Annotated in this window: 18 protein-coding genes; all 18 read left to right on the top strand. The window is 47.2% G+C overall.

Annotation, left to right across the window (positions count from 1 at the left end):
* Positions 1-9 precede the first annotated feature (9 nt).
* The 18 genes from atpB to ACXAD6_RS16020 all read left to right on the top strand — a co-directional run bounded on the left by atpB (position 10) and on the right by ACXAD6_RS16020 (position 15,746).
* Positions 10-732 carry a F0F1 ATP synthase subunit A gene (atpB, locus tag ACXAD6_RS16105; RefSeq protein ID WP_474970443.1) on the top strand — a complete coding sequence of 241 codons (723 nt, stop codon included), beginning with the start codon at positions 10-12 and terminating at the stop codon, positions 730-732.
* A gap of 51 nt (positions 733-783) precedes the next feature.
* Entirely contained in the window at positions 784-996 is a 213-nt protein-coding gene (atpE, locus tag ACXAD6_RS16100) for a F0F1 ATP synthase subunit C (RefSeq protein ID WP_014644824.1), read from the top strand.
* 220 nt (positions 997-1,216) lie between these two features.
* Positions 1,217-1,741 (top strand): F0F1 ATP synthase subunit B, encoded by a 525-nt coding sequence (gene atpF, locus ACXAD6_RS16095; protein WP_474969752.1) that lies wholly within the window; start codon positions 1,217-1,219, stop codon positions 1,739-1,741.
* Complete coding sequence (locus ACXAD6_RS16090) at positions 1,738-2,286, top strand: F0F1 ATP synthase subunit delta (protein ID WP_027954732.1); 549 nt, start codon at positions 1,738-1,740, stop codon at positions 2,284-2,286. Before atpF ends, ACXAD6_RS16090 begins: the two co-directional genes overlap by 4 nt.
* 15 nt (positions 2,287-2,301) lie before the next feature.
* Positions 2,302-3,810: a F0F1 ATP synthase subunit alpha gene (gene atpA / locus ACXAD6_RS16085; RefSeq protein WP_474969751.1), complete on the top strand. Its 1,509-nt coding sequence runs from the start codon at positions 2,302-2,304 to the stop codon at positions 3,808-3,810.
* A 33-nt stretch (positions 3,811-3,843) separates the two neighbouring features.
* Positions 3,844-4,707: a F0F1 ATP synthase subunit gamma gene (locus ACXAD6_RS16080; RefSeq protein ID WP_027954734.1), complete on the top strand. Its 864-nt coding sequence runs from the start codon at positions 3,844-3,846 to the stop codon at positions 4,705-4,707.
* Between the two features lie 40 nt (positions 4,708-4,747).
* The gene (gene atpD / locus ACXAD6_RS16075) at positions 4,748-6,160 is read left to right on the top strand and encodes a F0F1 ATP synthase subunit beta (protein ID WP_474969750.1); all 1,413 of its coding nucleotides are present in this window, start codon (positions 4,748-4,750) and stop codon (positions 6,158-6,160) included.
* A gap of 74 nt (positions 6,161-6,234) precedes the next feature.
* A complete protein-coding gene (locus ACXAD6_RS16070; protein ID WP_027954736.1) occupies positions 6,235-6,639 on the top strand; it encodes a F0F1 ATP synthase subunit epsilon in 405 nt (134 codons plus the stop codon).
* Between the two features lie 189 nt (positions 6,640-6,828).
* Positions 6,829-7,062, top strand: a complete 234-nt coding sequence (locus tag ACXAD6_RS16065; RefSeq protein WP_027954737.1) for a DUF1146 family protein — start codon at positions 6,829-6,831, stop codon at positions 7,060-7,062.
* A gap of 87 nt (positions 7,063-7,149) precedes the next feature.
* Positions 7,150-7,860: a YwmB family TATA-box binding protein gene (locus tag ACXAD6_RS16060; protein ID WP_474969749.1), complete on the top strand. Its 711-nt coding sequence runs from the start codon at positions 7,150-7,152 to the stop codon at positions 7,858-7,860.
* 34 nt (positions 7,861-7,894) lie between these two features.
* The gene (murA, locus tag ACXAD6_RS16055) at positions 7,895-9,205 is read left to right on the top strand and encodes a UDP-N-acetylglucosamine 1-carboxyvinyltransferase (protein ID WP_027954739.1); all 1,311 of its coding nucleotides are present in this window, start codon (positions 7,895-7,897) and stop codon (positions 9,203-9,205) included.
* Between the two features lie 129 nt (positions 9,206-9,334).
* Positions 9,335-10,345 (top strand): stage II sporulation protein D, encoded by a 1,011-nt coding sequence (spoIID, locus tag ACXAD6_RS16050; RefSeq protein WP_474969748.1) that lies wholly within the window; start codon positions 9,335-9,337, stop codon positions 10,343-10,345.
* Between the two features lie 690 nt (positions 10,346-11,035).
* The gene (locus tag ACXAD6_RS16045; RefSeq protein WP_474969747.1) at positions 11,036-11,923 is read left to right on the top strand and encodes a peptidoglycan DD-metalloendopeptidase family protein; all 888 of its coding nucleotides are present in this window, start codon (positions 11,036-11,038) and stop codon (positions 11,921-11,923) included.
* Positions 11,924-12,184: 261 nt separating this feature from the next.
* Positions 12,185-12,466, top strand: coding sequence for a sporulation transcriptional regulator SpoIIID (gene spoIIID, locus ACXAD6_RS16040; RefSeq protein ID WP_027954742.1), 282 nt, complete (start codon positions 12,185-12,187; stop codon positions 12,464-12,466).
* Positions 12,467-12,724: 258 nt separating this feature from the next.
* On the top strand, positions 12,725-13,723 hold the full coding sequence (mreB, locus tag ACXAD6_RS16035; protein WP_027954743.1) for a rod shape-determining protein: 999 nt from the start codon (positions 12,725-12,727) through the stop codon (positions 13,721-13,723).
* Between the two features lie 33 nt (positions 13,724-13,756).
* Positions 13,757-14,581 carry a flagellar hook-basal body protein gene (locus ACXAD6_RS16030; RefSeq protein WP_474969746.1) on the top strand — a complete coding sequence of 275 codons (825 nt, stop codon included), beginning with the start codon at positions 13,757-13,759 and terminating at the stop codon, positions 14,579-14,581.
* A 14-nt stretch (positions 14,582-14,595) separates the two neighbouring features.
* On the top strand, positions 14,596-15,423 hold the full coding sequence (locus ACXAD6_RS16025) for a flagellar hook-basal body protein (protein ID WP_474969745.1): 828 nt from the start codon (positions 14,596-14,598) through the stop codon (positions 15,421-15,423).
* A 20-nt stretch (positions 15,424-15,443) separates the two neighbouring features.
* Positions 15,444-15,746 (top strand): DNA-directed RNA polymerase subunit beta, encoded by a 303-nt coding sequence (locus ACXAD6_RS16020; protein WP_474969744.1) that lies wholly within the window; start codon positions 15,444-15,446, stop codon positions 15,744-15,746.
* Positions 15,747-15,904: the final 158 nt, after the last annotated feature.

Here is a 15,904-nt window from a genome sequence, read left to right as displayed (position 1 = left end):
GTGAACAGTTTGAATCATGAAGCACCGATTTATGAGGATGCGTTTGGTATTGGTTGGCTGGATTTTAACTTATCAAACGTTCTGATGATGTTTGTCGCATCATTGATTGTTTTTATCCTCGGCGTAGCGGCAACACGTAACATGAAGCGTTATCCTAAAGGTTACCAAAACTTCATGGAATGGCTCATCGATTTCATTAAAGGGATCATAGGGTCCAACATGGACTGGAGGACAGGTAGGTTATTCCTGCCGCTTGGGTTGACATTATTTGCCTACATATTTGTGGCCAACATGCTTGGGGTCGTCACGAATGGTGTAGTAGGACACACTCTCTGGTGGAAATCTCCGACAGCCGATCCGGGTATCACATTAACCCTGGCTACGCTCGTCGTCGTATTGTCCCACTATTATGGCGTGAAATTGAGAGGCGGGAAGGAATATGCCAAAGGCTTTGTCCGTCCGCTGCCATTCTTATTGCCATTTAAGATTATTGAGGAGTTCTCCAACACGCTGACACTTGGTCTGCGTCTTTACGGGAACATCTATGCTGGTGAAATTCTGTTGAGCTTATTGGTTGGATTGGCAACAACAGGCGTCGGCGGTTTCCTTGGTGCCACGGTACCAATGGTTGCGTGGATGGGCTTTAGTACGTTTATTGGTTTCATCCAGGCGTTTATTTTCGTTATGTTAACGATGGTCTACTTGTCTCACAAAGTGAGCGAAGATCATTGATATAAAGCATCATAAACAAATTTTTTTAAAATATTGAGGAGGATTTTCATTATGGGTCTTTTAGCAGCTGCAATTGCAGTAGGTTTAGCAGCACTGGGTGCTGGTATTGGTAACGGTCTAATCGTAAGTCGTACAGTCGAAGGTATCGCGCGTCAGCCGGAACTCCGCAGTGCTCTTCAAACAACGATGTTCATCGGTGTTGCACTAGTCGAGGCGATTCCTATCATCGGCGTAGTTATTGCATTCATCGTAATGGGACAATAATCAGGACGAGTATATACGCTTATGGCGAAGTTCAACTCAATCGATCTTCGCCTTTCCTTTATACTTTATGAAAACTTTATACCCGCAAGTCACAGGAGGAAAACTTCGACGGAAGCTGTACAGCCAGCGGAAGCCGGGTTTTTCGCTTGTCTAGCCTCAGCCGGACTGGATGGGGACAGGCAGCGTTCGTGATGATTTGGTGTGGAGAGGAGTGAAAACTGTGCAAGGATTCGCAGCTAATCTGGTCCTCGGTGCTGAGGGAGGACTGTTAATCGGTGATATGATCGTTCAGCTTGTTTTCTTCCTTGGTCTTCTTGCCCTATTAGGGAAGTTTGCGTGGGGACCATTGATGAAAATGATGAAAGATCGTGAAGATTATGTAGCCAATGAAATAAATACGGCTGAAAAAAGCCGTGAAGAAGCTCACCGTATGCAGCGTGAAGCTTCAGATGAACTGAAGGCCACTCGTCAGGATGCACAGAAGATTATCGAAGATGCCCGCAAAACGGCGGGAGAGCAGGAACGTGATATTCTCGATTCTGCACGTTCGGAAGCTGAGCGCCTGAAAGAATCAGCGCGTCAGGAAATCGAGCAGGAGAAAGAAAAAGCCGTACAGGCTCTTAAAGATCAGGTGGCAGGCATGTCTGTCATGATCGCCTCCAAAGTGATTGAAAAAGAACTTTCTGAAAAAGATCAGGAAGCTTTGATCAACCAGTATATCGATGAGGCAGGCGAGAAGCGATGAGTCAGTCGATCATTGCCCACCGTTATGCCGATGCTCTTTTTCAGCTGGGACAGGAAAGATCCAAGCTGGAGAAGTTTGAAACGGAACTGCAGACGCTGAAAGAAGTATTCCGAAGCAGTGAAGAGATCATCTCTTTTCTTAAGCACCCTCGTTTCTCCATCGATCAAAAGAAAACAATGATTGCCGAGTCTTTTCAGTCCTTCTCTGAAGAGATCGTGAACTTATTGAAACTTTTGGTAGAGAGACACCGTGAGGATATTATTCTGGATATGATCCAGGATTACATTCGGATGATGAATGATGCCAAAGGAATTGCAGATGCGGATGTCTATTCTGTTCGTCAGCTTTCCGAAGCTGAAAAGCAGCGTATATCTGAATCTTTTGCACCGAAAGTCGGGAAGCAATCCTTGAACCTGACAAATATCGTAGACCCTTCCATTATCGGCGGCATACGCCTGCGTGTAGGGAATCGCATTTTTGATGGTTCTGTCAGTGGAAAACTGCGCCGTATAGAACGGAAGCTTCTTTCCACGAACAATAGATGATAGGGGTGAAATCGCATGAGCATCAAAGCTGAAGAAATCAGTGCGCTGATTAAACAGCAGATTGAAAACTATGAATCAGATATAGAAGTCAATGATGTGGGGACTGTTATCGAAGTGGGTGACGGTATTGCCCGTGCACATGGCCTTGATAATGTCATGGCTGGTGAGCTCGTTGAATTCTCAAACGGTGTCATGGGACTGGCACAGAACTTGGAAGAAAGTAACGTTGGTCTTGTCATTCTTGGACCATATACAGATATTAAAGAGGGCGATGAAGTACGCCGTACCGGTCGTATCATGCAGGTTCCAGTAGGTGAGGAACTGCTTGGCCGTGTCGTCAACCCGCTTGGCCAGCCGGTCGATGGTCTGGGTCCGATTGAAACTGGCAAAACCCGTCCAATCGAATCTCCTGCACCAGGAGTTATGGATCGTAAATCCGTAGATGAGCCGCTTCAAACAGGAATCAAGGCGATTGACGCCCTTGTACCTATTGGACGTGGCCAGCGTGAGCTGATCATCGGAGACCGTCAGACAGGTAAAACATCTGTAGCGATCGACGCGATCATTAACCAGCACGACCAGGATATGGTTTGTATTTATGTAGCCATCGGACAAAAAGAATCCACTGTCCGCGGAACAGTAGAAACACTGCGCCGCCATGGTGCTCTTGATTACACGATTGTCGTTACAGCAAGTGCTTCCCAGCCTGCACCACTCTTGTACCTTGCTCCTTATGCTGGTGTATCGATGGGTGAGGACTTCATGTACAACGGCAAGCACGTTCTTGTTGTTTATGATGACCTGTCCAAGCAGGCAGCCGCTTATCGTGAACTTTCCCTGCTTCTTCGCCGCCCGCCGGGTCGTGAAGCATTCCCGGGAGACGTTTTCTATCTGCACTCCCGTCTGCTTGAGCGTGCAGCTAAGCTTAGTGATGCCAAAGGCGGCGGCTCTTTGACAGCCCTTCCTTTCGTTGAAACTCAAGCCGGTGATATTTCGGCGTATATCCCGACGAACGTTATCTCCATCACGGATGGCCAGATTTTCCTTCAGTCGGACTTGTTCTTCTCAGGTGTACGTCCAGCCATCAACGCTGGTTTGTCCGTATCCCGTGTAGGTGGTTCAGCACAGATCAAAGCGATGAAGAAAGTAGCCGGTACCTTAAGGCTTGACCTTGCTTCCTTCCGTGAACTTGAGGCCTTCGCCCAGTTCGGATCTGATCTGGATAAATCCACACAGGCGAAGCTGAACCGCGGTGCCCGTACGGTAGAAGTTCTCAAACAGGGTCTTCACCAGCCACTGGCAGTTGAAAAGCAGGTTATGATCATTTATGCCCTGACAAAAGGTTTCTTGGATGAAATTCCAACCGAAGACATCACACGTTTTGAAGCGGAATTCCACAACTGGCTGGATAACAACCGCAAAGAACTGCTGAATCAGATCCGTGAAACAGGTAAGCTTGCGGAAGACGATGATATGAGCGGTGCTGTGAATGAATTCAAGAAAACATTCGTCGTTTCTGAATAAATGAATCATAGCAGGAAAGGGTGGTGAAACAGCGTGGCGTCCCTTAGAGATATTAAAGGCCGGATTACGTCTACCAAAAAGACGAAACAAATCACAAAGGCGATGGAAATGGTCTCTGCCTCTAAAATGAACCGTGCGGAACAGAATGCTAGAAATTATGTTCCGTACAGCGAAAAAATTGAGGAAGTTGTATCAAGCATCGCCCAGGGTGGTGGAGACGCAAGTCATCCAATGCTTGAAGCGCGTGATGTGAAGAAGACCGGTTACCTTGTCATCACATCGGACCGGGGACTCGCAGGTGCTTTTAACAGCAGCATTCTGCGCCGTGTCTACCAGCAGATCCGCAGTAAGCATACATCCGCTGATGAATATACGTTGATTACAATCGGACGTATTGGACGTGATTTCTTCCGTAAGCGTAATATGCCTGTCGATATGGATATTACAGGCGTGTCCGATCAGCCGGACTTTGCCGACATTAAGGACATTGCATCCAATACCGTTCAATTGTATACCGACGAACGGATTGATCAGCTCTACATCTTCTATAATCACTACGTCAGTGCGATCACTCAGGAAGTGACAGAGAAGAAAATTCTTCCATTGACGGATTTGAATACAGAAGGAAAAGCAGGCCGGAGCTCTTATGAATATGAGCCGAATCAGGAAGAAATTCTTGAAGTACTGCTTCCTCAGTATGCTGAGAGTTTAATTTACGGGGCTCTTCTTGATAGTAAAGCAAGTGAGCACGCAGCCCGTATGACAGCCATGAAGAGTGCGACAGACAATGCCGATGAGCTCATCGGGGATCTGACGCTCTCCTATAACCGTGCCCGTCAGGCTGCGATAACCCAGGAAATTACCGAGATAGTCGGCGGAGCCGCAGCCCTCGAGTAGGAACTCTCGGATTTTTAAAAGTAAGTTAGGAGGGAAAACGATGAGTAATGGACGCGTAACCCAGATTATGGGACCCGTTGTTGACGTAACGTTCGATGATGGACATCTCCCAGATATTAATAACGCGCTTCACGTTCGCTACGAAGCGAAAAATGAAAACGAAAAAAGCGTCGACCTTACTTTAGAGGTTGCCTTGCACCTAGGTGACAATACGGTTCGTACCGTTGCTATGTCATCAACGGATGGTGTCATGCGTGGAACGTCAGTAACAGATGCCGGTAAGCCGATTTCTGTACCTGTCGGAGAAGTAACTCTCGGTCGTGTATTTAACGTAGAGGGCGGAACTATCGATTTAGATGAGCCGCTTCCAGCTGATGTACGCCGTGATCCGATCCACCGTGAAGCTCCTAAGTTTGAAAACCTTGCCACTGAGACTGAGATTCTGGAAACAGGAATTAAAGTCGTTGACCTTCTTGCCCCTTACGTAAAAGGTGGTAAGATCGGCTTGTTTGGTGGAGCTGGTGTAGGGAAAACCGTATTGATTCAGGAACTGATCAACAACATCGCTCAAGAGCACGGCGGTATCTCCGTTTTCGCTGGTGTTGGAGAGCGTACCCGTGAAGGAAACGACCTTTACTGGGAAATGACAGATTCCGGAGTTATTAAGAAAACAGCCATGGTATTCGGACAGATGAACGAGCCGCCTGGTGCACGTATGCGTGTAGCCCTTTCCGGACTGACAATGGCCGAGTACTTCCGTGATGAGCAGGGACAGGACGTCTTGTTCTTCATTGATAATATCTTCCGCTTCACACAAGGTGGTCTTGAAGTGTCTGCCCTTCTTGGCCGTATGCCTTCAGCCGTAGGTTACCAGCCGACGCTGGCAACGGAAATGGGACAGCTTCAGGAGCGTATCACATCAACGGATAAAGGTTCTGTAACGTCCATCCAGGCGATTTATGTTCCTGCCGATGACTATACAGACCCGGCCCCTGCGACAACATTCGCCCACCTTGATGCGACGACGAACCTTGAGCGTAAGCTTTCCGAGCAGGGAATCTACCCGGCGGTGGATCCGCTTGCTTCTACTTCCCGCGCCCTTGATGCGGATATTGTGGGAGAAGAGCACTACAATGTAGCCCGTGAAGTTCAGCGTACGCTTCAGCGTTACAAAGAGCTTCAGGATATCATTGCGATCCTCGGTATGGATGAGCTTTCTGATGAAGATAAACAGACCGTGTCCCGTGCACGTCGTGTCCAGTTCTTCCTTTCTCAGAACTTCCACGTAGCCGAGCAGTTCACCGGACAGCAAGGGTCTTATGTCCCTGTTGCTGAAACGGTGAAAGGCTTCCAGGAAATCCTCGACGGTAAGTATGATGATATTCCTGAGGATGCCTTCCGACTAGTTGGACGCATCGAAGAAGTCGTTGAGAAATCAAAACAAATGCAATAAACAACTCTGAAGGTTAAGATGCTCCCCATGGAGCATCTTACACCCCTTCATGAGATCGCCAAGGAGGAATACGTATGAGCACACTAACGGTGAGTGTAGTCACTCCTGACGGCCCGGTGTTGGAAGATGCATTTGAAATGGTAAGCTGTAAGGCAGAGAGCGGCGAACTTGGAGTCCTTCCGGGACATATTCCAATGGTGGCGCCTTTGACCATCAGTGCTGTCCGTCTAAAAGGCGAAGGAAGATCTGAACGAATTGCTGTCAGCGGCGGTTTTTTAGAAGTGCGTCCGGATAAAGTGACCATCCTTGCGCAGTCTGCTGAAAAACCAACGGATATAGATGCCGATCGTGCCCGTATGGCTAAAGAACGTGCAGAACGACGCCTTCAGGATAAGCAGGCCGATATTGATTTCCAACGGGCTGAAATGGCCCTTAAGCGAGCCATTAATCGTTTAGACGTTATTGAAAACAATTTCTAACTGCTTTCATTATGAGAGCAGTTTTTTTGTGAAAAGCTTGAGGCAGTCAGATGAATTGTCATTCCCCTGTAACTATGATGGAATATAGGGGATATTCTCGATATTCCCCGGGAAATACAAAGGCTGCGGCTTTTTTGTCGTTATGCCCGTATGATTAAAGGACTGGTAGATGAAGGAGGGTGAACAGACATGGAACAATATTTTGCCGAAGAAGCACTGATGAGCATGACCTCCCATTTGATTTTCATCATTATTACATGGCGTGCTCTGCAGTCGGTTAACTTTGATGCGTTCTTCCGAAAAAACCGCGTCTTTGAAGCAAGAGCTCTCCTTATTATAATCACGATTGCCCTTGGGACGACTGTCAGTAATTTTTTCCTCGACTTTCTATCGTGGTCAAACAGTCTTGTGTACTTGTTTTAATGTCTAATGCTGTTAGGAATTGTATCGTATGATTGTGCCTGTCCCTGGTCAAACTGAAAGTAAGACGATGCTTGGGGAGGCATAAACATGTGGAAGAATATTTTGGCCGGTGTGCTGGCAGCTGCCATTGTAGGAACAGGTGCTTATCCACAGGAAATGACACAGGAGCAGGAACCACTGATGATGTTTGCGTCATTTGCTGAGGATAAGCAGCTCAACGTAGAAGAATGGACCATGATGATGAAACGGAAGGTTTCCGCAGAACGATCCGGAGAAATCATGGAAAGGATTTTAGAACAGGGGCAGCATCAGGATGTTTCCCATGAGGAAACGGCACAGGCGGAAAAATGGATTGTCACAAACCGTCACAAAAATAAAAAGATCGTCGAAACATATAGTATGATTTCTCCCAGAAATATGAAGAACAAGGTAGAATTGGTTTATTCTATTCAGGGAGAGGGAACATCTTCTCTGACACAGGACTTGTTCCTTAGTGTGGAAGATGTAAAAAGTCGATATTTCTCTAAATCTGCTACAATTTTCTCTTGTCTTAAGGCCGTAAGCAATGGTATTATAGACGATGTTTTAGTGTATAAAAAATTCAAAGAAACTTTCGACGTAGCAACAATAGATGAAATCGACGAGAATGGCTGGACGAGCAGATCCGGCTGGACAGAGAAATGGGCTCAGTCAATACCCTCAGGTAAACAATCAATGAATGTTCAATTCGCCACAAGAACTTTGGGCGGGGAGACAAACATCACTATTGGCACACCCATTATTACTGCTGAATATTAATAATAGTGAATATGGACGCGGAGGAGAATGAACCTTGGAAAAAATCATCGTCCGTGGTGGGAGGCAGCTGAATGGTACCGTTAAAGCTGAAGGTGCTAAGAATGCCGTACTGCCTGTCATCGCAGCAAGTATTATCGCAAGTGAAGGAAAAAGCGTACTACACGAAGTACCTACTCTAGCTGATGTATATACGATCAACGAAGTGATTCGACATATGAACGCAGATGTCAATATGGTGGGGAACACTGTCACTGTAGACGCCTCAGGTGAGCTGCTGACAGAAGCTCCGATCGAGTATGTAAGGAAAATGCGTGCTTCTGTTCTTGTACTGGGACCACTTTTGGCCCGCTATGGCCATGCTAAGGTAGCCATGCCTGGCGGCTGTGCTATCGGATCACGTCCTATCGACCAGCACCTCAAAGGCTTTGAAGCCATGGGAGCTGATGTTACTGTAGGAAACGGGTATGTCGAAGCGGAAGTAAAAGGCCGTCTCAAAGGTGCAAAAATCTATTTTGATGTTCCAAGTGTAGGGGCGACAGAAAACGTCATGATGGCGGCAGCTCTTGCAGAAGGAACGACTACTTTGGAAAACTGTGCCAAAGAACCTGAAATCGTTGACCTTGCCAACTACTTGAACAAAATGGGCGCCCACATTGTAGGCGCAGGTACGGAAACCATCCGTATCGAAGGTGTGGAAAAGCTTTACGGAGCCGAACACACCATTATTCCGGACCGTATCGAAGCAGGAACCTTCATGGTAGCTGCAGCGATTACCGGCGGAAACGTTCTAGTACAAGGTGCTATGCATGAACACCTGAGATCCCTTGTCGCCAAGATGGAGGAAATGGGTGTTATCATCGAAGAAGAGGATGAAGGTCTGCGTGTGATCGGCCCTGATATTTTGAAGGCGACGGATATCAAGACGATGCCGCACCCTGGATTCCCGACAGATATGCAGTCTCAAATGATGGCTTTAATGCTGAATGCTACTGGAACGAGTGTCATTACAGAAACTGTTTTTGAGAACCGTTTTATGCACGTGGAGGAATTCCGCCGCATGAACGCAAGTATCAAAATCGAAGGACGCAGTGTAATTATTGAAGGACCATCCTCACTGCAGGGCGCAGAAGTAGCTGCGACAGACCTGCGTGCAGGTGCAGCCCTGATTCTTGCGGGTCTTGTTTCTGAAGGATACACAAGAGTGACAGAGCTTAAGCACCTGGACCGTGGATATGTAGACTTCGCAGAAAAATTAGCTCAACTCGGCGCTGACATCGAACGCGTGAAAGAAGAAGATGCCTACAGCGAAGAGCACGAACCAAGTGAATCTGTATCGACCTTATAATATACATTTTTACAGCCTGCCTGTTTCAATATATTTGAAATAGGCAGGCATTTTTTGTTCTATCATCTTTCATTTCTGGATACATTTTTAGTAGAGGATTTTACTATGTGTACAGCCAGGAGGGTGCGGATGAAAAAAAACAATCGAACAGGTCTGATGGTTGTTCTCGGCTTAATGATCACCATACTTGTCCTACCGACTTTAATCGTTATCCCCTTCACGAGTCCTGCGGATACATCAGAGGTGGAAGAAGCAGAACCGAAGGAGAAACAGGGAGAGGAGGAGTCTCCATTCCTTGTGAAGGTTCTGCGTTCCCAGACAGACCAGGTGGAAGAAGTCCCATTGGAGACGTATGTAGCGAGGGTGGTGGCTTCAGAAATGCCGGTCAACTTTGAATTGGAAGCCTTGAAGGCTCAAGCGCTGGCAGCAAGGACGTACATCACCCGTCATATGATTGAAGGAGCTCAGGTGTCAGAAGCAGCCGATGTTACAGACACGGTCACCCACCAGGTATATAAGAATGAGGATGAGCTCAGAGGCCAGTGGCAGGATGCGTTTAACAGCAACATGGAAAAGATTGAACAGGCGGTAAAAGCCACTCAGGGGGAAATCATCACCTATGATCACAAACCGATTACGGCTTCTTTTTTTTCCACGAGTAATGGCTACACCGAAAATGCAGGCGATTACTGGGAGCACGACATCCCTTACCTGCAGAGCGTAGAAAGTCCGTGGGATGAAGATTCTCCGAAATTCGCTGATCAGAAAATTGTTTCCACAGCGGAACTGGAGCAGACGCTCGGCATAGCCATGGATGGATCGATTCAGACGTCCACGATGACCAAAACAGAAGGCAATCGGGTGGATGAAGTTCATTTCGGCAGCCAGACTTTCTCAGGAAGGGAAATCCGCGAGAAATTCGGCTTGTCTTCAAGTGATTTCACAATCGAACAAAAAGGCGATCATGTCATTTTCACAACCAAAGGATACGGTCACGGAGTGGGGATGAGTCAATACGGAGCCAACGGTATGGCGAAAACAGGGAAGAATTATAAAGACATCATCCACCATTATTACCAGGATACTGAAATCAGCCCCTTAAGCACCCAGACCGCCCTCCTCAGCTCAGCAGCCGAATAAGGATGAAGCAAAAAGCCGGATCCCCGGCTTTTTTTCTTTTTAAACTAAGCTCTGTTAAAGTCTGTTGCTGATATTTCAAACGATTACTAAATCGTCTCCGTCTGGAATTAGGGGTCCGGTCCGTTGTTTACTCAGAGCATGGGATGGCAGGGAAAACCGTCCGCTTTCCGCGGGGAATGATGAGCCCCACGGAAAGGGAGTCATTCCCAAGGCCGCATCCTACAAATCCCATGACAGAAAGGGGTGATAGGAGCTCACATGTTACATAACAACACCAAGCAATAACAGAGCCTTAAACTAAGGAATTATCTCCTTTTACCTCCTGGTTGAAGAAAGATGAAGGATAGGGCTCTTATTTATGTTGTGATGATGACAGAAGTGGGTTTCGAAGTGATTTCGAGAACTTTATATGGCAAGGGGCGTAGGGGGAGGGGGAGACTCCTGTGGGAGCAGCGTTCAAGGTGAGATCCCACAGGACGGAACGTCCGAGGAAGCTCACCGAACGCCCACGGAAAGCGACTCCTTCCCAAACGCCCCTCATATACATCCAATTCTCGAAATCAGATATTCATGGACCGTCCTGTACAGTAAATCATCACCATGGTGGTTTTGCCTTCATCTGTAAAATTTTTCATCACCGATGTATAGATTGGACAAGATCTGTTCAGAATGGTTTTTGAGGTGATAAACATGAAAGATGAAGGTAAAAAAAGCGTGACTAAATTAAAGTTCAAACGCTTGATGCGCAAGAAGTGGTTGTATCCAGCTTTGTATTTGTCCGTAGCTGCTTTAGTCCTTGTCGGCGTATTCTGGTATCAACAGAGTGCCAATGATGTAGAAAACCAGATTGCTGACCAGCAGAAATCGCAGAGTCAGGATGAATTCCTTGTCAATGAAGATGGAGAGTCTGTACCCGTTATGGACCACCAGGAAAATCTGCAGATGCCTGTGGCTGACGAAAAGACAGCTTCCATCGTAACAAAATTCTACGACTACGAAGCTTCTGAGCAAGATCAAGAAAGTGCACTGGTCCTATACAACAATAAATACTACCAAAGTGAAGGCGTAGATATTACAAGAGAAGATGGAGAAGCCTTTGAAGTAACGGCTGCTCTATCAGGAACAGTGACTGAAGTGAAAGAAGATCCGCTGTACGGCAATGTTATTGAAGTTCAGCACGACGAGAATCTCTCTACCGTGTATGCTAGTTTAGAAAGTGTCGATGTACTGGCTGGATCGGATATCGCTCAAGGAGATGTCATTGGATCAGCAGGACGTAATTCCTTCGGACAGGCAAGCGGTGTCCATGTGCATTTCGAAGTCCGTAATGACGGTCAGCCGGTGAACCCGGAAGCATTCTTCGGTCAGCCGGTCAGCCAGATTGTGGAAAGTGCAGAAAAAGAGCCCGCTGAAGCTGAGCAGACAGAAGAAGGAACTCCTTCCGACAGCCCTGAAGAAGAAAACGGGGAACCATCGGATGAACAACTGAATAATGAGGAAGACCCGGCAGAAACAGAAGGCGGAGAACAGGCGCCTGATGAAGAAAGCGCATCTTCCATCTCTACAACACAGGCATAACAGATAAGGCTGACAAGAACATTCTTGTCAGCCTTATTTTTTTATTTTTTCGGGCATAAAATTAAGAAATCCGAACATCATGCGCATGCGAAGGCATATCGGGGCGGTTTTATTAATACAATGAGATAACCGAGCACTCGGTAACATCCAGGGTGAAACACCATGAATAGACATCCAGAAGCAAGTACCCCCTCATGTTATAACGGACGCTTTCCTAAACGCCCTATCTCCTTGGATAGTCAATCACAGGAGGCGAGTGGAGTGCATGATTACATCAAAGAGAGGACCATCAAGATCGGAGAGCACATTATTGAAACGAAAAAAACGGTGAGAGTGATCGCCAAAGAGTTTGGCGTTTCAAAAAGTACGGTTCACAAGGATTTAACAGAGCGGCTCCCTGAGGTCAATCCGGAGCTGGCGAAGGAAGTCAAAAAAATCCTGGATCATCATAAGGAAATCCGACACCTCCGTGGTGGGGAAGCAACAAGGCGTAAGTATAAAACGCAGATCATTGAAGAGCAGCCGGTTCAGCCTCAATTGTGAACAGTCCCTCCCATTGTCAAAATCCCTCAAGACTTGGTAACTTTTTTCAACTCCCATGAGACGAATGTCGTAATTTTGTGATAGAATATAGAATTAGATGTGTGATCATTTCAACAAAATAGACTGACTCAAATAGGGAAAACATAAGTTATCGAGTATTTGTATGGCATTGCCTGACAGCATAACGGATAACGGCCATCCGTTATGTGTTTTGTGGTGAGGTAATGATGTTTTTACAATAGGGAGGATCTACAGGACATGTTTGCGAGAGATATAGGTATAGACCTGGGTACAGCCAATGTACTTATCCACGTAAAAGGTAAAGGTATCGTTTTGAATGAGCCATCGGTCGTTGCGATGGACCGGAATACAGGCAAAGTATTGGAAGTTGGAGAAGAAGCACGGCGGATGGTCGGACGGACACCGGGGAACATTGAAGCGATCCGTCCTCTTAAAGACGGCGTGATTGCTGATTTCGATGTGACAGAAGCGATGCTGAAGCATTTTATACAAAAAACGAATGTGAAAGGTTTCCTTTCGAAGCCGAGGATGTTGATCTGCTGCCCGACGAATATTACGAAAGTGGAGCAGAAAGCCATCAAGGAAGCAGCGGAAAAATCCGGTGGGAAGAAAGTATATCTTGAGGAAGAGCCTAAAGTAGCGGCGATTGGTGCCGGCATGGATATCTTCCAGCCGAGCGGTAATATGGTCGTTGATATCGGTGGCGGTACAACGGACGTTGCGGTGCTCTCCATGGGGGATATTGTAACAGCTTCCTCCATCAAGATGGCCGGTGATAAATTCGACCACGAAATCCTTCAGTATATTAAGAAGGAATACAAACTGTTGATTGGTGAACGGACAGCTGAAGATATTAAAATCAGTGTAGCCACGGTGTTCCCGGGTTCCAGAAGTGAGGAAATCGAAATCCGCGGACGCGATATGGTTTCCGGGCTTCCTAGAACCATTACGGTCAATTCCGAAGAAATCGAAAAATCTCTTCGTGAATCTGTCCAGATGATTGTTCAGGCTGCAAAGCAGGTGCTTGAACGCACACCACCTGAATTATCCGCAGACATTATTGACCGAGGGATCATCATGACCGGCGGCGGAGCCCTCCTTCATGGTATTGATCAGCTCCTTGCAGAAGAATTGAAGGTTCCTGTTCTTGTAGCCGAGTCCCCGATGGACTGTGTGGCTACAGGAACGGGAATTATGCTTGAAAACATAGACAAGCGTATCTCTACAAAGTTATAAAAGGCTGAGATATCCGGGAGGAGTGAACGGACGTTGTTAAGAGGTTTTTATACCGCTGCATCAGGGATGATGGCCAACCAGCGGATGCAGGAAATGTTATCGAACAACATATCGAACGTAGAAACGCCGGGGTATAAACAGACCCAGGGAAGTTTACGGGCTTTTCCCGAGCTGCTTTTGCAGCAGATGGGATCGAAAACACAGCCGACGTCAACGGCTCCTGTCGTTCCGGATCAAGGTGAGGTCGGATCTCTTCACACAGGTGTATATCTTCAGGAGACCACGCCTGACTTTTCCCAGGGGGCTCTTAAAGAAACCGGAGTCTCTACAGATATGGCACTTGTCGCAGATGAGCTGCCTGATGAAGACGGTGCTGTTCTTTTTCAAGTGGAGAACACCGATGGTGAAGCCCGTTACACGAGGAATGGGAGCTTTACGGTGGATGTGGAAGGATTTCTGACCACGAATACAGGGTACAGACTTCTTGATGAAAGCGGCAATCCAATCAATACCGCAGGACAAGCGTTTCTTGTGTCCAAAACCGGTATGCTCACGACAGACAGTGGCAGCACTCAGCTGGCCGTTTCCTATACACCAGATGCCAATGGGCTTGTCCCGGAAGGCAGCGACCTTTACGGCCCCGGAGAAAATGCCCAGCCTTTAGGGAACGCTCTGGAAAACGAAGGTGTGAATTTTTCCGTGCACCAGAACTACATTGAACGGTCGAATGTAGATATGAACCAGACGATGACAGAAATGATGAACACCTATCGTTCGTTTGAAATGAACCAGCGTGTCCTGAAAGCTTATGATCAAAGTATGCAGCAGGCCGTATCTGAAATCGGCCGCATCCGCTGAGGGAGAGGATCTATATGATTAATCGGTCCATGATTCAGTCAGCTGCAACGATGGGGCAGCTGCAGCAGAAACTGGATATCATCGGGAACAATATGGCCAACAGCCAGACGACAGGATACAAAAGTACCGGAGCGGATTTTGCCTCCCTCCTCGTTCAACAGTTGAACAACCAATCCAATGGACAAGCCGAAACAGGGCGTTTGACTCCTGAAGGCATCCGGGTCGGGACAGGTGCTGTACTCGGAAGTACGCGCGTGGATAGCAGCGGGGGGAGCCTGAAGGAGACAGACAGAGCTCTGGATGCTGCCCTGCTGGAAGAAAATCAGTTGTTTGTCCTCGATGTCTCTGATCAGAATGGCGGCTCAGAAACCCAGTATACAAGAGCTGGTCACTTTTATCTGAACCCTTTGGGGAACAATCAAGTGATGCTTACAAACGCTGATGGGCATGCGGTCATCGGTGAAGATGGTAATCCAATCATGATCAAAGATACCTTTGACGGAATATCCATCGCTGATGATGGATCGCTGCTTGTCCAGCGAAACGGCACCCAGGAAGTGGAAGGACAAATCCAGGTTGTGGAAGCGTCCCGCCCTCACTTACTGGAGTCCGCAGGTGGAAGCCGGTTCCGGATCCCTGAGGGAAGCGGGGAGGTTGGACTCATCGAGGCGCTTGAAGCAGGAAACATCAAGCTGCAAGGAGGAGCATTGGAACAATCCAACGTGGATATCGGTGCTCAAATGACGGAAATGATGACAGCTCAAAGAGCCTATCAATTGAATGCTCAGTCTATTTCAACAGGAGACCAGATGATGGGACTGGTAAACCAGCTGAGATCATAAACGTAAGGAGTAGAACGACCATGGCGACAGATCCAAAATCAAAAGGTAAAAAACTGAATAAAAAACAAGAGAAAGAACCCAAACGCACAGAAACGGGTGAAAAAGCAGGAGCTCAAGCAGATAAGAAAGAAAAAAATCTCCAGGGGCGCCGGCGTATTCTGCCGATCTGGCTGCGTATTATTCTTGTTGTGCTGTTCAGTGCGGCCGCTTTGATCATTGGGTTGATGGTCGGTTACGGCGTTCTCGGAGATGGAAATCCTATGGATGCTCTTAAGCTGGATACATGGAAGCACATCCTGGATATTGTAATGAAAACTGAATAAAAGAAAGCTTGTACTCTAATCTTTATGCTTTCTTTCAGTAAAAAAGAACGGGCGCTGCAGCTCGTTCTTTTTTTTATATTCCTCCCAGCTTTCCGGCCGATGAAAGATTTCTCCACCGGTTATGGGACGGACGCACTGCCCGGATTTGGATACCATGT

It is taken from the genome of Halobacillus sp. ABH2_015, assembly GCF_056158945.1.
This window is presented reverse-complemented; position numbering and strand designations above follow the sequence as displayed.